23 protein-coding genes are annotated in these 20,573 nt (G+C 65.1%); 17 read left to right on the forward strand and 6 right to left on the reverse strand.

All coding sequences use genetic code 11. The annotated features are described in order from the left end of the window. The first annotated feature begins 53 nt into the window (after positions 1-53). A complete protein-coding gene (gene folP, locus N6L26_RS01725) occupies positions 54-1,169 on the forward strand; it encodes a dihydropteroate synthase (RefSeq protein ID WP_263606332.1) in 1,116 nt (371 codons plus the stop codon). Positions 1,170-1,189: 20 nt separating this feature from the next. On the opposite strand, the gene N6L26_RS01730 is transcribed toward folP, so the two are convergent. After that, a complete protein-coding gene (locus N6L26_RS01730; protein WP_263606333.1) occupies positions 1,190-1,972 on the reverse strand; it encodes an SDR family NAD(P)-dependent oxidoreductase in 783 nt (260 codons plus the stop codon). 126 nt (positions 1,973-2,098) lie between these two features. After that, complete coding sequence (locus tag N6L26_RS01735) at positions 2,099-3,517, reverse strand: sigma-54-dependent transcriptional regulator (RefSeq protein WP_263606334.1); 1,419 nt, start codon at positions 3,515-3,517, stop codon at positions 2,099-2,101. A gap of 197 nt (positions 3,518-3,714) precedes the next feature. On the opposite strand from N6L26_RS01735, the gene N6L26_RS01740 reads away from it, so the two are divergent. From N6L26_RS01740 to N6L26_RS01810, 15 genes are all read left to right on the forward strand, one after another. Beyond that, on the forward strand, positions 3,715-3,840 hold the full coding sequence (locus N6L26_RS01740; protein WP_263606335.1) for an aa3-type cytochrome c oxidase subunit IV: 126 nt from the start codon (positions 3,715-3,717) through the stop codon (positions 3,838-3,840). A gap of 4 nt (positions 3,841-3,844) precedes the next feature. Continuing rightward, positions 3,845-4,975 (forward strand): NAD(P) transhydrogenase subunit alpha, encoded by a 1,131-nt coding sequence (locus N6L26_RS01745; RefSeq protein ID WP_263606336.1) that lies wholly within the window; start codon positions 3,845-3,847, stop codon positions 4,973-4,975. A gap of 24 nt (positions 4,976-4,999) precedes the next feature. After that, complete coding sequence (locus tag N6L26_RS01750) at positions 5,000-5,284, forward strand: NAD(P) transhydrogenase subunit alpha (RefSeq protein WP_221571005.1); 285 nt, start codon at positions 5,000-5,002, stop codon at positions 5,282-5,284. Between the two features lie 98 nt (positions 5,285-5,382). Continuing rightward, positions 5,383-6,867 (forward strand): NAD(P)(+) transhydrogenase (Re/Si-specific) subunit beta, encoded by a 1,485-nt coding sequence (locus N6L26_RS01755; protein WP_263606337.1) that lies wholly within the window; start codon positions 5,383-5,385, stop codon positions 6,865-6,867. A 1-nt stretch (position 6,868) separates the two neighbouring features. After that, positions 6,869-7,213: a hypothetical protein gene (locus N6L26_RS01760; protein ID WP_263606338.1), complete on the forward strand. Its 345-nt coding sequence runs from the start codon at positions 6,869-6,871 to the stop codon at positions 7,211-7,213. 65 nt (positions 7,214-7,278) lie between these two features. Further along, the gene (locus tag N6L26_RS01765) at positions 7,279-8,469 is read left to right on the forward strand and encodes a parallel beta-helix domain-containing protein (RefSeq protein WP_263607232.1); all 1,191 of its coding nucleotides are present in this window, start codon (positions 7,279-7,281) and stop codon (positions 8,467-8,469) included. 47 nt (positions 8,470-8,516) lie between these two features. After that, positions 8,517-9,482: an SO2930 family diheme c-type cytochrome gene (locus N6L26_RS01770; protein ID WP_263606339.1), complete on the forward strand. Its 966-nt coding sequence runs from the start codon at positions 8,517-8,519 to the stop codon at positions 9,480-9,482. Next, positions 9,479-10,459 carry an alpha/beta fold hydrolase gene (locus tag N6L26_RS01775; protein WP_263606340.1) on the forward strand — a complete coding sequence of 327 codons (981 nt, stop codon included), beginning with the start codon at positions 9,479-9,481 and terminating at the stop codon, positions 10,457-10,459. Before N6L26_RS01770 ends, N6L26_RS01775 begins: the two co-directional genes overlap by 4 nt. A 76-nt stretch (positions 10,460-10,535) precedes the next feature. Next, the gene (locus N6L26_RS01780) at positions 10,536-11,225 is read left to right on the forward strand and encodes an aspartate/glutamate racemase family protein (protein ID WP_263606341.1); all 690 of its coding nucleotides are present in this window, start codon (positions 10,536-10,538) and stop codon (positions 11,223-11,225) included. 113 nt (positions 11,226-11,338) lie between these two features. After that, the gene (locus tag N6L26_RS01785) at positions 11,339-12,499 is read left to right on the forward strand and encodes a deoxyguanosinetriphosphate triphosphohydrolase (protein ID WP_263606342.1); all 1,161 of its coding nucleotides are present in this window, start codon (positions 11,339-11,341) and stop codon (positions 12,497-12,499) included. Then, the gene (locus N6L26_RS01790; RefSeq protein ID WP_263606343.1) at positions 12,492-13,193 is read left to right on the forward strand and encodes an NAD(P)H-binding protein; all 702 of its coding nucleotides are present in this window, start codon (positions 12,492-12,494) and stop codon (positions 13,191-13,193) included. Before N6L26_RS01785 ends, N6L26_RS01790 begins: the two co-directional genes overlap by 8 nt. Further along, positions 13,193-13,648: an ABA4-like family protein gene (locus N6L26_RS01795; RefSeq protein WP_263606344.1), complete on the forward strand. Its 456-nt coding sequence runs from the start codon at positions 13,193-13,195 to the stop codon at positions 13,646-13,648. The genes N6L26_RS01790 and N6L26_RS01795 overlap by 1 nt, the downstream gene beginning before the upstream one ends. Before the next feature lie 79 nt (positions 13,649-13,727). Continuing rightward, the gene (locus tag N6L26_RS01800) at positions 13,728-15,278 is read left to right on the forward strand and encodes a fatty acid--CoA ligase (protein WP_263606345.1); all 1,551 of its coding nucleotides are present in this window, start codon (positions 13,728-13,730) and stop codon (positions 15,276-15,278) included. Continuing rightward, the gene (locus tag N6L26_RS01805) at positions 15,275-15,868 is read left to right on the forward strand and encodes a class I SAM-dependent methyltransferase (RefSeq protein WP_263606346.1); all 594 of its coding nucleotides are present in this window, start codon (positions 15,275-15,277) and stop codon (positions 15,866-15,868) included. The genes N6L26_RS01800 and N6L26_RS01805 overlap by 4 nt, the downstream gene beginning before the upstream one ends. Before the next feature lie 702 nt (positions 15,869-16,570). Next, on the forward strand, positions 16,571-17,071 hold the full coding sequence (locus N6L26_RS01810; RefSeq protein ID WP_263606347.1) for a hypothetical protein: 501 nt from the start codon (positions 16,571-16,573) through the stop codon (positions 17,069-17,071). A 61-nt stretch (positions 17,072-17,132) separates the two neighbouring features. On the opposite strand, the gene N6L26_RS01815 is transcribed toward N6L26_RS01810, so the two are convergent. After that, entirely contained in the window at positions 17,133-17,261 is a 129-nt protein-coding gene (locus N6L26_RS01815; RefSeq protein WP_263606348.1) for a hypothetical protein, read from the reverse strand. 53 nt (positions 17,262-17,314) lie between these two features. Next, positions 17,315-18,235, reverse strand: coding sequence for a DMT family transporter (locus N6L26_RS01820; protein ID WP_263606349.1), 921 nt, complete (start codon positions 18,233-18,235; stop codon positions 17,315-17,317). A gap of 81 nt (positions 18,236-18,316) precedes the next feature. On the opposite strand from N6L26_RS01820, the gene N6L26_RS01825 reads away from it, so the two are divergent. Continuing rightward, positions 18,317-18,547 (forward strand): hypothetical protein, encoded by a 231-nt coding sequence (locus tag N6L26_RS01825; protein ID WP_263606350.1) that lies wholly within the window; start codon positions 18,317-18,319, stop codon positions 18,545-18,547. Here the strand turns inward: N6L26_RS01825 and N6L26_RS01830 are convergent. After that, positions 18,534-18,689, reverse strand: coding sequence for a hypothetical protein (locus N6L26_RS01830; RefSeq protein WP_263606351.1), 156 nt, complete (start codon positions 18,687-18,689; stop codon positions 18,534-18,536). The genes N6L26_RS01825 and N6L26_RS01830 overlap by 14 nt on opposite strands. 125 nt (positions 18,690-18,814) lie before the next feature. Then, complete coding sequence (locus tag N6L26_RS01835; RefSeq protein WP_263606352.1) at positions 18,815-20,338, reverse strand: CpaF family protein; 1,524 nt, start codon at positions 20,336-20,338, stop codon at positions 18,815-18,817. Between the last annotated feature and the right edge of the window lie 235 nt (positions 20,339-20,573).

Consider the following 20,573-nt stretch of genomic DNA (forward strand, 5'->3'; position numbering starts at 1 on the left):
GACCGTGTAACACCCGGTCCATGTCGCGGTGCTTGCCCTGGGGAAGTCCAACAATGAGCGGTCAGGTCTACATCCGCCCGATCGGGTTCGTTCCGGGGCCGCAGGCCGAGCATGGCAATGCCATCCGGATGGCGGGCACCATGGTCTATGCGAGCCGCTTTGCGGTGATCCTGCGGCGAGATGGCGAAGTAGTCGAGCGCTGGCTCGCCGCCCCCGACACCATGGCCGAGGCGCTCGGCCGCCTGCCCGACGAGCTTGGCGCAGAGGGCGAAGCGCAGTGGGCGAACCTCACACTGGCGCATCCCGTGCTTGAGCTGGGCGCACGCACCGTGCCGCTCGACCAGCCGCAGGTGATGGGCATCCTCAACGTCACCCCCGACAGCTTCAGCGACGGCGGGCGCTTCCTCGACGATGCCGAGGCAGGCCGTGACCACGCCGCGGCCATGGTCGAAGCCGGGGCAGCGATCATCGACGTGGGCGGCGAAAGCACGCGCCCGGGTGCCAAGCCGCTATGGGAAGGCGACGAGATCAAGCGCGTCGTTCCCGCGATCGAAGCCTGCGCCGGGATGGGTGCCGCAGTCAGCGTCGACACGCGCAAGGCGGGGGTGATGGAAGCCGCGCTGGCGGCGGGCGCGCATCTGGTCAATGACGTATCGGGCCTCGCGCATGATCCGCGCAGCGCCGAAGTGGTCGCACGCGCCGGCTGCCCGGTGGTGCTGATGCATGCGCCGGGGGCAGCGGGCGACGACCTGCATGCGGGTGCGCAATACGACAATGCGGTCTTCGCCGTGTTCGAAGCGCTGCGCGCGCGCCGCGATGCCGCGCTGGAAGCAGGGCTCGAGGCGCGCAACATCCTGCTCGATCCGGGCATCGGCTTCGGCAAGAGCCTGGCGGACAATCTCGCGTTGATTAACGCGCTGCCGCTGTTCCATGCGCTGGGCCATCCATTGCTGCTGGGGGCGAGCCGCAAGCGGATGATCGGCGCGCTGTCGAAGGAGGCCCCCGTCGAACAGCGGCTGGGCGGCAGCGTGGCGCTGGCGCTTGAGGGGATGCGTGCAGGCGTCCAGATCCTGCGCGTCCACGATGTCCCCGAAACCGTCCAGGCACGCAACGTCTGGCGCGGTTTGCGCGATGCGGCACTGACCGATTTCGGGGACCTGCCCGCTTAGCTGCTGGCCTAACTGCCTGCCTAGCTTCCGGGCGAAGCGGCGCTGCCTGCCAGCAGCCCGCCGTCTAGCGTGAGTTCCGAGCCGGTCATGTAAGCGCTGTCGGCGCTGGCGAGATACACGCAGGCCGCGGCGACCTCCTCCACCGTGCCGAAGCGCTTGAGCGGGGTATCCGCGACCAGCGCGGCCATCTTCGCGTCGCGGTCGGGCCCGTCGCCCAGCATCGGCTCCCAGATGTCGGTCAGGATCGCGGCGGGGTGGACCGAATTGCAGCGGATCGCCCAGCCGTTCTGCGCGGCATAAAGCGCGACCGACTTGGTATGGTTGCGCATCGCCGCCTTGCTTGCGGCATAGGCCGCCGCGCCGGGAATGCCGACGAGGCCCGAGCGCGAGGACATGTTGATGATCGAACCGGTCCCCTTGGCCTTCATGGCGCGCAGGGCATAGCGGCAACCGAGGAAGCAGCCATCGGTGTTGACGCGGTGGACGCGGTGCCATTCGGCCAGGCTGGCGTTCTCGGGATCGTGCGGCGCGGGGCCGTCCTCGAACCCGGTGATCCCGGCGTTGTTGACCAATACGTCGATCGCGGGGAAGGCCCGCTCCAGCGCGTCCCAATCGGTCTCGCTGGCGACATCGAGCGGGTGGAAGCTGCAGCCCAGCTCGGCGGCGACTTTCCTACCTTCGTCCTCGTCGATATCGGTGAGCACCACAGCGGCGCCTTCGGCCAGGAAAGCAGCGCATATCGCCCTGCCGATGCCGCGTGCACCGCCGGTTACCACGCACAGCGTGTCGTTCAGTTTTTGCATGAGTTTACCTCGGGAATTTCAGGTTGGATTCCGGGCGCTGGCTGGCCCGATCGAGCAATGATCCGCTTAGCGGTGGCTCTTGTTCACCTGAAATACTCCCGTTCGTGTGGCCAATCTATGGCAAGCTTACGCGGCGTTGTCGATGCCGAGTTCGCTGAGCTTGCGGTAGAGCGTCGAGCGGCCGATGCCGAGCCGGCGCGCGACTTCGGTCATGCGCCCGCGGTAATGGCCGATGGCGAGGCGGATGATATCGGCCTCGATCTCTTCCAGCGGGCGGACATTGCCGTCATCGGTATAAAGCAGCACGCCAAGGCCGCGCGCACGGCTCTCACCGCGATCGGCCTGGTCGCCGAGCAGTTCGGCCAGCTGCGGGAAGCTGTGCGCGGTGAGCGCCTCGCGCTGTTCGAACACACAGGCGCGGAACAGCACTGCCTGCAACTGGCGGACATTGCCCGGCCAGTCATAGGCTTCGAGCAGGCTCAGTCCGCTGTCGGCGATCGAATGATGCTGGAGCCCCGGCTGCTCGCCGATCTTGGCGAGGAAATAGCGCGTCAGCCCGGGAATGTCGCCCAACCGTTCGCGCAGCGCGGGCATACGGATGCGGGTGGCGGAAAGCTGGTCGAACAGGGCCTGCGAAAACGCGCCTGTTGCGGCAAGGTCGGCCAGCGCGAAATCGCTGGTGGCGAAGATGCGCAGATCGACGCGAAAGCCGTGCGCGGCGCCGGTCGGGCGGACGATCCCGGTGGCGAGGACTTCGGCCAGCCGGTCCTGCTGTTCGGCGGGGATGCGGTCGACATCGTCGAGGATCAGCGTGCCCCCGTCGCAATGTTCGATCAGGCCGCGCTGGCGGTCGAATGCCCCGGCGAACGCACCTTGTTCATGGCCGAACAAGAGCGATTCGAGCGAGGCGGGCGGCATCCCTGCGCAATGGACCGCGCGCATCGCCGCCTTGGCGCGGGTGCTGGCGGCATGCATCGCGCTGGTGAGCATGTCCTTGCCCGAACCGCTTTCGCCCTCGACCAATACATGCGCGTGGCCGCGCGCGGCCGTCGCCGCCTTGGCGAGCGCGGTGCGGAAGGGGGCGGCCGTGCCGACCATGCCGTCGAAGTCCACCGGGTGGGGGAGCTTCTCGGCCAGCGGCTGGAGTTCGGCGGTGGGCCGTCCGGCGCGCGTGGCGCTGGACAATGCCTGCAGCAGGCGGTCGGATTCGACCGGTTTGACGACGTAATCGGTGGCGCCTGCGCGCATCGCCTCGACAGCAAGCCGGGGCGAGGCGCTGGCGGTGAGCATCAGCAGCGGGGCATCGGGCCGCGCGGCGCGCAAGTCGCGGATCAGGTCGCAGGCGCGGTCGCCCGGTACCCACTGGTCGAGCAGGATAGCCTTGATTTCGCGGCCTTCGGGCGAGGTGAGCAGCGCCAGCGCCTGTTCGCCATCGGCAACGGTCAGCGTGCGCCAGCCGTCGCGCGCGGCAAGCGCGGACACCAACCGGCTTTGTGCCGGTTCGTCGTCGATCAGCATCAACACGCGTGATTGCTGTGTCGCCATGTGGCTCGCCAGACTCCCTTGGACCCGGGCATGCAGACCACGCCCTTGTGCAAAGTGCCCTAACCGAATCGGGTAAAGACCGGATTAAGCCTGTTTCGATGACGGCGGCGATTGCGGGGCTTGAGCACCCGGCTCCGCCGCGATAGACCCACCGCAACACCGTTTCACATCTCAATTCCACACAGGGACACATCGACATGGAATCCGCCAACGACCACAAGGCGCACAACCAGACCTACGGCTCGTTCATCGACACGCTCAAATGGTCGGTCCCGCTGATAGCCATCCTTACGCTGGTCGTCGTCATCCTGATTGCCGACTAGACGCATGGCGCTACGCATCGCGGCGCTGAAAGAGCGCGCACCGGGCGAGAACCGGGTCGCGCTGACCCCCGAAACGGCGAAGAAATTCGCCGCGTTGGGCGCCACTGTCGTGGTCGAGGAAGGTGCCGGTCTGGCCGCCGCGATCACCGACGAGGCGTATCGCGACGCGGGGGCGCAGGTGCTCACCGGGCCGCAAGCGGTCGCGGAGGCGGATATCGTGCTCGGCGTACAGGCGCCCGAGGTGCTGGCGCTCGCGGGGGCCAAGCCCGGCGCATGGGTCGCAGCGACCTTCGACCCGTTCCGCAATGGCGATCTGGTCGCAGCCTATGCCAAGGGCGGCTTCGAAGCATTGTCGATGGAATTCATGCCGCGCATCACCCGCGCGCAGAGCATGGACGTGCTGTCCAGCCAGTCGAACCTCGCCGGTTACAAGGCGGTGCTAGTGGCCGCGAACGAATATGGCCGCGCCTTTCCGATGATGATGACCGCTGCCGGTACGGTACAGGCGGCCAAGGTGTTCGTGATGGGCGTGGGCGTTGCAGGCTTGCAGGCGATCGCCACCGCCAAGCGGCTGGGCGCGCAGGTCTCGGCCACCGATGTCCGCTCGGCGACCAAGGAGCAGATCCAGTCGCTTGGCGCCAAGCCCATCTTCGTCGAGAACGTCGCGGGCATCGAAGGCGAAGGCTCGGGCGGCTATGCCACCGAAATGTCCGAAGAATACCAGAAGGCGCAGGCAGAGCTGGTATCTGGCCATATCGCCAAGCAGGACATCGTCATCACCACCGCGCTGATCCCGGGCCGGCCCGCACCGCGGCTGATCTCGGATGCGCAGATCGCCAGCATGAAGCCGGGCAGCGTGCTCTTCGATCTCGCAGTCGCGCAAGGCGGCAATGTCGAGGGCTCCAGGCCCGACGAAGTGGTCGAGAAGCACGGCGTCACAATCGTCGGCTATTCGAACACCGCCGGGCATCTGGCGGCGGACGCCTCGGCGCTGTTCGCGCGCAACCTCTACAACTTCCTGTCCGCCTTTTGGGACGAGGAGACCGGCAAGCCCGTCCTCGACGCAGAAATCGGCGATGCCGTGCGGCTGACGCAGGGCGGCAAGGTCGTGAACGAGAGACTGACCACCGCGTAATCCGGGCCCGGGGAGGGGCCGCACATGGACTTCATTTCGATCCTGTCGATCTTCGTGCTGGCGTGTTTCGTCGGCTATTACGTGGTCTGGTCGGTCACGCCTGCGCTGCACACGCCGCTGATGGCGGTGACCAACGCGATTTCCTCGGTGATCATCGTCGGCGCACTGATTGCGGCCGCGGCTGCTGAGGTGGCTGGGGCAAAGTGGCTGGGGCTGCTCGGCATCGTGCTCGCCAGCGTGAACATCTTCGGCGGCTTCGCGGTGACGGCGCGCATGCTCGCCATGTACAAGAAGAAGGAGAAGAAGTGATGGGCTCGCTCTTCTCCGTCATCCCAGCGAAAGCTGGGATCTCTTTCGGCACGCTCCGGTCCAAGTGGACAACGATCCCAGCTTTCGTTGGGATGACGATGTGGGCCAGCCCCGCACACGCCGCGACCGGTGAAGCGGTGAACCCGTGGGTCGCGCTCGCCTATCTCGTGGCCGGCGTCTTCTTCATCCTCGCTCTGCGCGGCCTGTCGTCGCCCGCGACGAGCCGGACGGGCAACCGCTTCGGCATGATCGGCATGCTGATCGCGGTAGTGACGACGCTGGTGACGCACGTGCTACAGAAAATCGGCGATGCGGCGAATAGCTACGTCGGTCCCGACTTCGCCAGTCTGGGCGAAATCCTGATCGCTATCGCTATCGGCGCGATCATCGGCATCACCATCGCCCGCCGCATCGCCATGACTGCGATGCCTGAACTGGTTGCAGCCTTTCACAGCCTCGTCGGCCTCGCCGCGGTATTGGTCGGCTGGGCGGCCTACCTCAATCCTGGCGCATTCGGCCTGCTGGTGGGCGGCGGCATCGGCGCTGTATCCAAGGTCGAGATGGGTCTCGGCATCGCCATCGGTGCGATTACCTTCTCCGGCTCGGTCATCGCCTTTGCCAAGCTGTCGGGGCGGATGAGCGGATCGCCGATCCTGCTGCCCGCGCGCCACGTCATCAACCTCGGCACGCTGGCGGCGATCATCGTGCTGACCGCGCTTTTCGCCATGGCCGGCCCCACCGAGACCATGCCGCTGATCATCGCGCTGACCGTGCTGGCCTTCCTGATCGGCTTCCTGCTGATCATCCCGATCGGCGGGGCGGACATGCCGGTCGTGGTCTCGATGCTGAACAGCTATTCGGGCTGGGCCGCGGCGGCGATGGGCTTCACGCTGGGCAACACCGCGATGATCATCACCGGCGCGTTGGTCGGGTCTTCGGGCGCGATCCTCAGCTACATCATGTGCCGCGCCATGAACCGCAGCTTCCTCTCGGTGATCGCGGGCGGCTTTGGCGCGGATGCCAGCGCCGGTGGCGGCGAAGCGAAAGAGCAGCGCCCCTACAAGACCGGTAGCGCGGCCGATGCGGCGTTCATGCTCGAACAGGCGGAGAAGGTCATCATCATCCCCGGCTACGGCATGGCGGTGGCGCAGGCGCAACATGCACTGCGCGAGATGACCGACCTGCTCGAAGAAAAGGGTGTCGAGGTGAAGTTCGCCATCCATCCGGTCGCGGGCCGCATGCCCGGGCACATGAACGTGCTGCTCGCCGAAGCATCGGTAGATTACGACAAGGTCTTCGAGCTGGAGGACATCAACAGCGAGTTCGCGCAGGCCGATGTCGCCTTCATCATCGGCGCGAACGATGTGGTGAACCCCGCGGCCAAGACCGACAAATCCAGCCCGATCTACGGCATGCCCGTGTTCGATGTCGACAAGGCCAAACAGGTGTTCTTCATCAAGCGCAGCATGGGCGGTGTCGGCTATGCGGGTGTCGACAATGACGTCTTCTACATGGACCAGACGATGATGCTGCTGTCCGATGCGAAGAAGATGGTCGAGGAAATCGTGAAAGCGCTCGACTGAGATGAAACGCATCCTGATCGTTCTTGCGCTGTTGGTTGTCGGCGGGGTGGTACTGTGGGCGACTGTCGGCGGCGAGCTGCAGGCCACGGTCGAGGACCGGCTCGAGAATGAATTCGTCGCGCGCGGGCTGCCGCAGCCGATGGCCGAATGCATGGCCGGGCGGATGGCGCAGCGGCTTTCGGTTGCCCAATTGCGCAAGCTGGAAAACCTGCGCGCCGAGGATGGCGAAGCGGACATTCCGTTGAGCATTGCCGAATTTCTCGAACGCGTTCGCCGCGTGGGCGACAGCGAGGTGCTGGAGGTCGCGGCAAGCTCTGCCGCCGTCTGTGCCTTCGCGGGACGCTGAGGCGTCCGCTACGCTTGCAATCGCCCGTCCTTGCGGCACTATAGGTTGCAAGGGAGAGACTCATGATGATCAGACTGTCGATTGCCGCCGCGCTGCTTGCAAGCGCTGCACCTGCCATTGCCGCCACGCATAATGTCGCGCCGGGTGAAGGCGCGCAGGAAACCTTGCAGGAAGCGCTGATCCTTGCCGAACCGGGCGACGAAATCGTGCTGGCTGCAGGCCGCTATACGCTGACCGATGGTCTCAGTCTCGATGTCGACGGCGTCACCGTGCGCGGCGCGGGGATGGACGGTACCGTGCTCGACTTCACGACCCAGCAGGGGGCAGGCGAAGGCCTGCTGGTGACCAGCCATGGCGTCACCCTGCGCGATTTCGCGCTCGAGAACCCCAAGGGCGACGGGGTGAAGTCCAAGGGCGCGGACGATATCGTCTATTACCGTATTCGTGTGACGTGGACGCGCGGACCGCATGCCGAAAACGGCGCCTACGGCGTCTATCCGGTCGAAAGCGACGGGGTCCTGGTCGACGGGGTCAAGGTCACCGGCGCATCGGATGCAGGCATTTACGTCGGCCAGTCGCACAACATTACCGTGCGCAATTCGATCGCCGAGGCGAATGTCGCCGGGATCGAGATCGAGAACAGCCGCAACGCGCTGGTCGAACACAATGTCGCCACGCGCAACACCGGCGGGATCCTGGTGTTCGACCTGCCCAATCTTCCCGTGATGGGCGGGGGCAATGTGATCGTCGCGAACAATCTGGTCGTCGCCAACGACACGCCCAATTTCGCGCCCCCGGGCAATATCGTCGCAGGTGTGCGGCGCGGCACCGGAATCATGGTGATGGCCAATGACAAGGTGCTGATCGAAGACAACATCCTGTCGCGCAATCCGACCGCGCCGATCATGGTCATCGCCTATACGCAGGGTTTCGAGGACGAGCGGTACAATCCGCTGCCGCGCGATGTGGTGGTGGGCGAAAACCGCTATGACGGCGGCGGTTACGATCCGCAGCTCGACGGCGCGGACATGCTGCTGGCGGCCTTCGGCGGCGAGCTGCCGCCGGTGCTGTGGGATGGTCTGGGCTCGCTGTCGGCGGCCGAGGGGACCGCGGGCTGGAACCTCAACCTGACCGAAGCGGGCAAGGGGCTCGGCGCGGCGCAACCCGGCCCGCTGAGCGTCGCCGCGCCTGTGGGCGAGTTCGACCGTAGCGGCATCGGCGCGCCTGCTGCTCTCGACGAAAGGCTTGGCGGATGAGGTCATTCGGGTGGTTGGCGTGTGCGGCATTTGCGCTTTCGGGCGCCATGATCGCGCGTGCGACCCCGCCGCCGCCCGAATATGTCAATGATGCCGCGATCATGGGCGACGGCATGCCGCGCCTGCTGTCGGATTACGGGTTCTTCGATGACCCCGGCGCGCAGGTACCCGTGCCGCATGTCTATCCATACCGCCTGAACACGCCGCTTTATTCCGATGGCGCGGAGAAACTTCGGTTTGTCTACCGGGCGGCGGGCACGCAGTTCACCGCGCAGGGCGAGGGCCTGCTCGATCTGCCGGTCGGGACCGCGCTGATCAAGACTTTCGCATTCGGCGAGGGGAGCGAACGGCGGTTGATCGAAACCCGCGTCTTGCTGCACCGCGCCGAGGGCTGGCTGGCGCTGCCCTATCTGTGGAATGACGAACAGACCGACGCCCGGCTCGCGGTTGTCGGCGCGCGGATCGACCTGACCACCCCGGCGGGGCAGGCGATCAGCTACCGCGTCCCCAACAAGAACCAGTGCAAGGAATGCCACGGGCTGAGCGGTGAAGTGGTCCCCATTGGCCCCAAGGCGCGCAACCTGTCGCACGCCTGGTTGAGCCGGATGGTCGCGGACGGGCATCTCGATACGATGCCGCAGGATGCGGACCAGTTGCCGCTGTGGGAGGAGCGCGAAAACGCGCCGCTGACGTCTGCCGCGCGCGCCTATCTCGACGTGAACTGCGCGCATTGCCACCAGCCCGGTGCGACTGCGTCGAACAGCGGGCTCGACCTGAGATGGGAACAGCAATCGCCCGACGCGCTGGGCATCGGCAAGCGCCCCGTCGCCGCCGGTCGCGGCGCGGGTGGTCATCTGTTCGATATCGTACCCGGATCGCCCGACGCGTCGATCCTGATCTATCGCATGGCCAGCCCAGAACCCGGTGTGGCGATGCCCGAACTGGGCAAGGCGACAGTGGATGAAGAAGGGCTCACCATCGTGCGCCGCTGGATCGAGGAGATGGCGCCGTGAAATGGTTCTGGCGGATACTGGGCGGGCTGGCGCTGGTGCTGGTTGCAGCATTCTTCGTGCTGCGCGTCCCCGATACCGATGCCGACGCAATGTATGCGAAATACGGCACCCCGCCGTCGCAAATGCTGGCGATCAACGGGACCCGCCGCGTGCACGTCCGCGACGAAGGCCCGCGCGATGCACCGGTCGTCATCCTGCTGCACGGCTCGAATGCCGATCTCCACACCTGGCAGACCTGGGCCGACGCGCTCAAGAGCGACTACCGCGTGATCCGTTTCGACCAGCGCGGGCACGGGCTGACCGGTCCCGCATCCGACGCCGATTATACGCTTGAAGCTTTCGTGGAGGATATCGACACGGTGGCCGATGCGCTCAATGTCGAACGCTTCACGCTGGCGGGCAATTCGATGGGTGGGGCCATCGCGATGGGATATGCGATCGCCAATCCGGACCGCCTCGACGGGCTGGTACTGGTCGATGCCGCCGGCGCGCCGGTCGAGCGCGACGGCGGCGGCAATCTCGCCTTCCGGCTGGCCGCCATGCCCGGCGTAGGCAATGTGATGAGCCAGATGCTGCCGCGTTCGCTGGTCGAGCGCAGCCTGTCGCAAAGCGTCTCCAACCAGGCGGTGGTGACCCCGGACGCGGTCGACCGTTATTGGGAGCTCGCGCGCTATCCGGGCAACCGCACCGCGACGCGCCAGCGCTTTGCAACGCCGCGCAGGAATTTCGACGCTGCGCAGATCGCGGCGGTGACAGTTCCCACGCTGGTGATGTGGGGCGAGGAAGACAGCCTGATCCCCTATGCTGCGGCCCGCTGGTACATGGACCACCTGCCCAATGCGACGCTCGCTAACTACCCGGGTGTCGGCCATATCCCGATGGAAGAAGCGCCCGAACAAAGCGTTGCAGACCTGCGGATCTGGCTGGGCGAAGTGCTCGCGACGCAAGATGTCCCGGAGGAAGGAACCGCCTCGTGACCCGCCCGTTGTAAGGCCCTGATACGCGGCCAAACCGCGGTCTTGCGAACATCAGGGCGAAATAGGGGACAGACGGTTGCGTAAGCTTGGCATTATCGGGGGGATGAGCTGGATCTCGACCCGCGCCTATTACGAACGGATCAACAAATCCGTGCAGAAGCGGGCGGCTCCCTTGGCCAGCCCGCCGCTGCTCATCGAAAGCCTCGATTACGCGCCCATCGCCGCGGCCAAGAATGCCAACGACTGGGACACCATCGCTGCGACCCTGGTCGAATCCGCGCGGCGGCTGGAAAGCGCCGGGGCCGAAGGTCTGGTGATCGCCGCCAATGCCATGCACAAGGTCTATGACCGCCTGACCGAAGCGGTTTCGATCCCCGTGCTGCACATCGCCGACAGTGTCGGCCAGGCGATGGAAGACGCCGAGTGCAAGAGCGCCGCGTTGCTCGGCACGCGCTTCGTGATGACCGAAAGCTTCTATCGCCAGCGGTTGGTCGGCCACGGGGTCGATCTGCTGCCGCCCGATCCCAACGATGTGGAGCTGGTCGACGGGATCATCTACAAGGAATTGATGCTGGGCCGCGTCACCCGCGATGCCGAACGCGCGCTCAAGACCATCATCACGATGAAGGAAAAGGACGGCGCCGAGGCGATCGTGCTGGCCTGCACCGAACTTGAACTGGTGGTGGACACCGATGCCAATGTGCTGCCGGTCTACGATTCCACCGACATCCACTGCCGCGCCGCAGCCGACTGGATCCTCGGGTAAATCCGCGAACTGCCGAACCCGGCTGTGCAGGCGCACATTCTGCCGATAATCCGCCGGGTTCGCTTTTCGTTCACGTTGTCGCCCACCCGGTGCTGACCTAAGCCCCGGCGGGCATGCACACAGCCCCCTACGCTTCCGATCCCGCCGCCAGCCGCGGTCGCGAATTCACCGAGGAACGCGAGGGGTCGCGCGGCCCGCGCAGCGAATTCCAGCGCGACCGCGACCGCATCGTCCATTCGATCGCCTTTCGCCGCCTGCGTTCCAAGACGCAGGTGTTCGTCTCGCCCGATGGCGATCATTACCGGACCCGGCTGACGCACAGTATCGAGGTCGCGCAGGTCGGCCGCGTGCTGGCGCGCGAATTGGGACTGGACGAGGACCTTACCGAAGCGCTCTGTCTGGGTCACGATATCGGCCATCCGCCTTTCGGCCATGCTGGCGAGAAGGCGCTTGGAGAAGCAATGGTCCATGCCGGCGGCTATGACCACAATGCACAAGGGCTGCGCACGCTTGCGCGCCTCGAAAGCCCCTATTGCGACCATGACGGGCTCAACCTCACCTGGGAAACGCTCGAAGGGCTGGCCAAGCACAATGGTCCGGTGGCGTCGCCCAGTTGGGCGCTGGCCGAAATCGACCGCGCCTTCCCGCTCGACCTCGCGACCTGGCCCTCGCTCGAGGCGCAGGTTGCAGCGGTGGCGGACGATATCGCCTATGACAATCACGACATCGACGACGGCTTGCGCGCCGGCTTCCTCGAGCTCGACGATCTGCTCGCGCTCGACTGGCTGGCGGATCAGTGGCGCGCGGTAGAGAAACGCTTTCCCTTTGCCCCACGCGATCGCCAGCTGCGCGAACTGGTCCGCACGCAGATCGGCCTGATGGTCAACGATGTCCTCACGCATACGCGCGAACAGGTGCAGGGTATTGCGAGTGTCGACGAAGTGCGCAATGCGGGCCGCCAACTCGCCGGGTTCTCGCCCGCGATGGGTGAACGCGAACGCGTGCTCAAGCGCTTCATGTACGACCGGCTCTATTATCACGAGGAACAGCTCGCCACCGCCGAACGCGCACGCAACGTGATCGCGCGGCTGTTTACCGCCTATCATGAAGACCCCGGCACGATGCCCGAGGACTGGCTGGCCACGCTGCCCGCGCAGGAACCCCGGCGCAGCCGTCATATTGCGGATTTCATTGCCGGGATGACCGATCGTTATGCGATCACCCAGTGCAGCCGCATCTATGGCAGCATGCCCGAAGGGTTGAGCAATGTCTGACGCCGTCCGCATCGCCCTGATCGGCGCCACCGGGCTCGTCGGGTCGAGCGTGATCAGGCAATGCGTCGGACGCGAGGATCTGCGCCTGACCGGTATCGCCCGGCGCGAGGCGGCGCTGCCGCGCGGCATCCGCATGGAATTGTTCGTGGCCGAGCCCGCCAAATGGGGAGAAGTGATCGAGGCAGTCCAGCCCAGGGCTATCATCTGCGCGCTGGGCACGACGTGGAAGAAGGCGGGCGCGGACGAGGCGGCGTTTCGCGCGGTCGATCAGGACCTCGTGCTCGACACCGCGCGCGCGGCACGCGAACTGGGCGTCGAGCGGTTCGTTCACATCAGCTCGGTCGGCGCCGATCCGATGGTGAAACCGTTCTACCTGCGCGTGAAGGGCGAGGTCGAACGCGAATTGACCAAGCTACGCTTCAATCGGCTCGATATCCTGCGCCCCGGCCTGCTGCGCGGCACGCGCGAGAACGATCACCGACCTGCCGAGCGGTTCGGCATCGCGGCTGCGCCGGTGGCGAACCTGCTGCTCCATGGCAAATACCGCCAGTATCGTGGTATCAAGGTCGATGTCGTTGCGCGGGCAGCGTTGGCGCTCGCCAAACGCGCCGCGCGTGGGCGCTTCGTCCATGATAACGACGCCATCCAGCGTGCCGCGCATACGCTGCCGCAAATCGATTATGAGGTAATCTGATGTGGGATACGGCCTTCGGGACAGCCAGCGTGCTTGCCATGATAATGTGGGCCGGATTGATCCTGTTGCCCCGCTGGCCGGCGCTGCTGGCGGCGGTGCTCTACGCCGGGGTGGGGCTGCTGTGCCTTGCCTATACCGTCGGCCTGATCGGTATCCTGGCGGGCGCCTTCGACCCCGCTCCCCTCGGCTCGGGTGAAGCGGCCAGCTTCTCGACGATCGAGGGCGTGCGCGCGATCTTCGCCAGCGATGGCGGCGTGACCGTCGGCTGGATCCACTACCTTGCCTTCGATCTCTTCGCCGGTCTGTGGATTGCGCGCGATGCCGATGCGAAGGGCTTTTCGCGGCTGCTGCAGGCGCCGATCCTGCTCGCCACCTTCTTCGCCGGGCCGCTCGGCCTGTTCCTCTGGCTGGCCATTCGCGAACGCCGCGCGCGGGCCGGCGGACGCTGGCACTAACGCCTGTCGGAATCGGGTTGCGCGAAGCAACCGACCTGCCATGATGCCCCCCAACTGCTGAAAACAGCGGAGAGGATATATGGCAGACACCGAAAAGCTCACCTTCGATGAGCTCATCACGCATTGGGCGCAGGAAAAGCCCGATCAGGTCGCGCTTGAACAGGATGGCGCGGCGCTGACCTTCGCCGAGCTGGAGGACCGCTCGCGCCGGATCGTGGCGATGCTCGCCGCGCACGGGGTGGGCAAGGGTGACCGGATCGCCTGGCTGGGCAAGAACGCGCGCCATTATTTCGAACTGTTCTATTCCGCTGCGCGCATCGGCGTGGTCATGGTGCCGATCGGCTGGCGTCTTGCCGCGCCCGAGATTGCCTATATCCTCGGCGATACCGGCGCGAAGCTGGTGTTCATCGACGAAGGGTTTGGCGAACTTGCCGCCAAGGCCTGCGGCGAACTGGATACGCCCCCCGAGATTATCGACACGCCCACCGCCCAGCGCGAAATCGCCGCCGCACCTGCCGATGTGTTCGACGGCGCGGGACCCGACGATCCCGTCCTCCAGCTCTACACTTCGGGCACCACGGGCAATCCCAAGGGTGCGGTCCTGACCAATGCCAACCTGTTCTCGCTGCGCCAGCCCGCCGAACAGGCGGCACAGCCATGGTCGAGCTGGGACGAGGACGAGGCGATCCTGATCTGCATGCCGTGCGCGCATATCGGCGGGACCGGGCTTGGCATCATGGCGATCGCGGCAGGTATCCGCGGCATCGTCCAGTCCGAATTCACGCCCGACGGCGTGCTCGACGGCTTCGAACAGGGGATCACCCGGCTGTTCATCGTGCCCGCCGCGCTGCAGATGGTGGTGCAGCACCCGCGCGCGAAGGACACCGACATGTCGGCGGTCAAATACGTCATGTATGGGGCCGCGCCGATCCCGCTCGACCTGCTGCGTGAGGCGGTGCAGACCATTCCCGGCGCAGGCTTCCTGCAATGCTACGGCATGACCGAGACGACCGGCACCATCGCCATGCTCCCGCCCGAAGACCACGCGCTCGACGGTAACCAGCGCATGCGCAGCGCGGGCAAGGCCGTGCCGGGCGCCGAACTCAAGGTCGTCGGCGAAGACGGCGCCGAACTGCCGCATGGCGAAGTGGGCGAACTGGTGTGCAAGAGCCCGTCGAACATGCAGGGCTACTGGAACCTGCCCGATGCGACCGAGGGCGCGCTCAAGGACGGCTGGATGTACACCGGCGACGCCGCCTACATGGACGAGGATGGCTACGTCTATATCCAGGACCGCATCAAGGACATGATCATTTCGGGCGGCGAGAACGTCTACCCCGCACAGGTCGAAAGCGCGATCTACGGCCACCCGGCGGTGGGCGAAGTGGCGGTAATCGGCGTGCCCGACGTTACCTGGGGCGAAGCGGTCAAGGCCTGCGTGGTGGCCAAACCCGGCAGCGCGGTCGATGCCGAGGATATCATCACCTTCACGCGCGAGCGGCTGGCAGGCTTCAAGGTCCCCAAGACGGTCGATGTCATTCCCGAATTGCCGCGTAACGCCAGCGGCAAGATCCTGCGCCGCGAATTGCGCGCGCCCTATTGGGAAGGGCGCGACAGGCAGGTCAATTGAAGCGCCACGCACCCGCCACCGCACGCAATTCGGAGCCCTTGGCCGAAGTGTTGGCGGAGGAATTGCCCGCGAGCGGGCTGGTGCTCGAAATCGCCAGTGGGAGCGGCGAACACGCGCTGTTCCTGGCGCGACGCTTCCCCGCGCTGGACTGGCAACCGAGCGATCACGATGCCGAGGCGATGGCTTCCGTCGACGCCTGGGCGGCCGAATCCGGTTGTGAGAACCTCCGTCCCGCGATCGCGCTCGATGCCGCGCAGGCCGACTGGCCGATCGCTGCGGCGGATGCGGTGCTGTGCGTGAACATGGTGCATATCAGCCCGTGGGACGCGGCGGTCGGGCTGTTTGCGGGGGCGGGGCGGATATTGGCCAGCGGCGCACCGCTGGTGCTCTACGGCCCCTTCATCGAACCCGACCAGGAAACCGCACCGTCGAACCTGGCGTTCGATCAGTCGCTTAGGCAGCGCAATCCCGAATGGGGCCTGCGCAATACCGACGATCTCGACGCACTGGCCGCAGACCACGGCCTACGCCGAACCGCACGCCACGCAATGCCTGCGAACAATTTGGTTCTGGTCTATCGACGAGGTTGAGCGGGAATGTCGGCTAACGACCCGATTGCGGACATTGTGGTCACTTCGTAAGAGAGGTGTGTGGTCCGTCTATCCTCTACGCTGCTTTCTATGTTCGCGATTTCGTCGTTAAGCGGTTGCACGCTTGAAAACTTCGATGTGGACGTTTGCCAACTCGGCGATGCTGTTGCCTTTAGACTAGTTCCAATCGACGGTTGGCTTCGCGATTATCAACCTCGCCCGGACGAACTCAATGTCAGGGTTGCTGACAGCCGACCCTACGAACAGGCCGTGGTGTGGGCAACGGAGTTAGCATATGAGGACTTTGACGATAGGATGCCTCGGAGGGCCATCGTTTACGGCCAAAAGATTTCGGGTTGGGAGGTGCCGCAGCCCCCAAAACCTCTATCGGAGGGAGTAAGATACTCTCTCAAAATCTCAGATGGTGGACATCATGGATGGGCTCACTTTGAAGTCGGGAAGCCATTACCTGCCTGTTGAGCGGCAGCTTTCCACCCAAAAACAGAACTCATGCCATTCGAACCCGGCTCAGGTCGTTGCGGGGCCCGTGAAACATGGTCCGCGCCCAACCACCCGCCACCCACTACCCGCGAAGCGCCTGATGCGGGCTTATCGCAGGCGGCGCGATTGTCTTCTGCTCAGCGCGAGCACCCTTGCGCCGCCGCGCCTCGCCGATAGGGTGTCGCAGGAGGGAGACGCCTCATGACCACCCTATCCATTCGTGAACTCGCCAGCCGCCATTGGTTCTATCTGCTGCTACCCGTATGGCTTGCCGTGTCCTGGTCCTTGCGCGGGGCGTCTATGTGGAACCAGCAACCGCGGCTGGGCGAAGCGATCGTCCTGTTCGACTGGTGCATCTTCATGCCGGTGCTGTTCGCGATCTGTTATCGCGACATGCCGCGCCGCGCGTTCGCGCTGCGCATGCTTGCGCTGTTTTGCGGCGGTATCTGGCTGGCGGGCCAGATCGTCCCGCCCGAAGCGCACAGTCTGCTGGGGTTCGGCGCGGGTCTGCGCTGGGTCGGGCTCATCGTACTGGTATTGTTCGAAGCCGCCGCGATCATGGCCATGGCGCGGATTGTCTTTGGCGCGACACCGAGCACCGCCGAACTCGAACGGCAAGGCATCCCGCCGGTGATCGCGCGGCTGATGATGCTCGAGGCCCGCTTCTGGCGCTGGGTGTGGAAACGCCTGACGGGGAAATAGCCCACATACGAAAACGCCCGCCGGTGAGGGCGGGCGTCTTGCTGTCAACTTGTGGTTCGGCTCAGGTCGCGTCGTCGACCGTGTTGGCGGCGGACTGCAGGTCGTCGCCCGCACCGCGCACGGTGTTGCAGGCGGCGGCGGTCAGCGTCATCGTGGTGATGCCGAGGGCGAGCAGGATTTTCTTGATCATCGTCGTTTCCTTCCCAAAGGGCTCCCATTGCGGGGTGCGACAGGTTCAACGGATCATGCTTCCTTCGGTTCCGTCAATGCCCTGCGCGCCAGGCCCAGCCGGTGTTCGCGCCAGGCGATCAGCAGGCCGGCCCCCACCACCAGCGGCGCACCGAACCAGAACGAGGCGGGCGGCAGATTGGTGAAAACCAGCCATCCGAATAACGTGGCCCAGACGAGGCCCGAGTAATCCATCACGATGACATTCGCGACCGTCCCGTAACGCAGCGCCGCGGTCAGCAGGACCTGGCCGAGCAGGCCGATCACCCCGCAGGCGAGCAAGAGCAGCCAGTCCTCCAGCGGATGCGCCTGCCCGACGAAGGGCATCGCCAGCGCGAGCACGGGGACCGAGAAGAGCGAGAAATAGAACACGATGGTGAAGGGATGCTCGGTTCGCCCAAGATCGCGCAATTGCACCGAGATCAGCGCGATCATCAGCGCCGCCCCGAGCGCGATCGCCGCCCCGAACAGCGGCAGCTCGCCGCCCCATGGCTGCGCGATCAGCAACACGCCGGCAAAGCCCAGCGCCACCGCGCTCCAGCGCCACACGCCCGTCGGCTCGCGCAGGATCAGCGCAGATAGTAAAACCGCGAAGATCGCTGAGCTGTAATTGAGCGTGGTCGCGACCGCGAGCGGCAGCAATGTCGCCGCGCCGAAATTCATCGCCATGCCGACGAGGCCGAAGCCCGAGCGGCGCAGGTGCGATCCGGTGCGGCGGGTGGCGAGCACATCGAGCCGGCCGCGCAGCGCGAACCAGGCGAACAGGATCGGGATCGTCGGCAATTGTCGCCAGAACATGATCTCGGCGAGGTGGATGCCCCTGTCGCTGGCGAGCTTCACACAAGCGAGCAGCCCCGCGAGAACGAAAGCGGCGGCAAGACGCAAACCCAGCGCGAGCAGGGGCCGATGGTGGGGATGATCGCTTTCGGGCTGCATCGTCCGGGGCGGTTAGCCCAGCCATGGCGCGGTGCAAACGGGAGATTGCAGGCAGCGGCCGGCCTGCCCATATGCGGCGTGATGAAAGAACCCGATTTCCTGCTGTTCGCGAGCGATGCCGAACTCGCTGCCTATTGGGCCGCGGCTTTCATCGTCGCGGCGCTGTTCTGCTTGCTGATGGAGCGGCGCAGGATGAAGCGGACGGTGCTCAACCGCGTCGGCTGGATGCCATGGACGGGGCTGTTCCTGACCTTTGCGGTGTTTGCCGGCGGGCTGCTGGCGGCTTCGATCCCCGCGATTATCCAGGGATAGCGTGCTGAGCCTTGGGGTTACGTGCCCGCATTTCGGTAAAGCTCTGCATATACAGCGTTTCGAAATGCCGTTCGCGATCCAGATCGCGCAGCGTGTCCCGCTTTGGCTTGCGGTGGCCCAGAAAGAGAAGCTTGTTCAACATGGCGTGTTCCTACCCTGAAAGCGGGTATACGCCGGTTGGAGGCTACGTGATTGTAAGAAGACGCCTTTGTACGGCGTGTTCTTACAATTCCGCGGGTTTAGATCGCCTGCACGAGAGGGCTCGCGTCAGAGACATGCTTCCAGGTATGCCTGGTCGAAGCCGAACTGGCGCGCTTTCTCGAGCGTATAGGGACGCAGGCCCGACGAGCGGTATTCGCCCATGATCTTGCCGTCCTCGCCCTCGTCGAGATATTCGAACTTGAACAGTTCCTGCGTCACGATCACGTCGCCTTCCATCCCGATTACCTCGGTGATGTTGGTGGTACGGCGCGAACCGTCGCGCAGGCGCTTGACCTGGACGATGATGTCGACGCTTTCCGCGATCTGGCGGCTGATGGCTTCCTTGGGGATCTTGATGTCGCCCATCAGGATCATGTTTTCCATACGGCCAAGGCATTCGCGCGGGCTGTTGGCGTGAAGCGTACACATCGACCCGTCGTGGCCCGTGTTCATCGCAGCGAGCAGGTCGAAACATTCCGCGCCGCGAATTTCGCCCAGGATGATGCGGTCGGGACGCATACGCAGGGCGTTCTTCACAAGGTCGCCAATGGTAATGGCGCCCTGGCCTTCAAGGTTGGGCGGACGTGTTTCCAGCGGCAGCCAGTGCGGCTGCTGCAGGCGCAATTCGGCCGCATCCTCGATCGTCAGCACGCGCTCGCCCGGGTCGATCATCTTCGACAGGGCGTTGAGCATGGTCGTCTTGCCCGAACCGGTACCACCCGAAATGACCACGTTCATCCGGCAGGCGCCGGCGATCTTGAGCGCGGTACACATCTTGTCGCTCATCGAACCGAAGTCCTTGAGCATATCGAGCGTGATCGGCTTTTCGGAGAATTTACGAATCGAGATCGCGGTACCGCGCAGCGACAACGGCGGGACGATGACGTTGACACGGCTGCCGTCCTTGAGACGGGCGTCGGCCAGCGGCGTGGTCTGGTCGACGCGGCGGCCGACCTGGTTCACGATACGCTGGGCGATCTGGAACAGGTGGGTCTCGTCACGGAACTTGATCGGCGCGATGACCAGCTTGCCGCCTTTCTCGATATAGGTCTGGTCGGGGCCGTTGACCATGATGTCCGAGACGTCGGGATCGTTGAGCAATTCCTCGAGCGGACCGAAGCCGAGCAGTTCGTCGACCAGCACCTTCTCAAGCGCGAATTGTTCGCGGCGGTTCAGCGTGACCTTCAGTTCGGCCAACACTTCCATGATGATCGGGCGGAATTCTTCCGACAGTTCATCCTTGGACAATGTCGCCGCGGCTTCGGGATCGACGCGTTCGAGCAGGCGCGGCAGCACCTGTTCCTTGATCTTGTGGACGCTGGCTTCGAACCCGCCGACTTCGCTCTGGCCCGAATGCGTGGAATTCATCCGCTCTTCGAGACGCGACATCGCATCGCCGGTGCTGTTGGGCCCGGCGGAGGGGGTGTCGTTTTCAGGCAGCGGGGGGAATTGATCCCCGCCATCGTCCGGGTCGGGCTTGGATGGCGAAGGGGTTGGCGAGCCGCCCCGCATGGGTTTGGCCACACCAAATTGCGGACGGGCACCGGCGCCCATACCTGCCGGCCCGTTTTTCCGTCCGAATGCGCTCATTCCGGTAACCCCCGAAGAAACTCTTGATTCGCCCAGCGGAACCTTGCGCTTTTGCGCCCAAGTCCGCCTCTCGAAGTGTGGTGAATAATTTGGAAACCTTGATTATTCCCTAATAGGTGGTGACGCGTCAGCACGTCCTGAGCGCGCGAGCATTGGCTATGGTGAAGGTGCACCGCGCACGCCCATTCTGCCGGATTGATTGATTGCCCGTCAGGAACCGCTAAGCGTCGCGCCA

The organism is Qipengyuania sp. SS22 (genome assembly GCF_025736935.1).
Lineage (GTDB): Bacteria > Pseudomonadota > Alphaproteobacteria > Sphingomonadales > Sphingomonadaceae > Qipengyuania.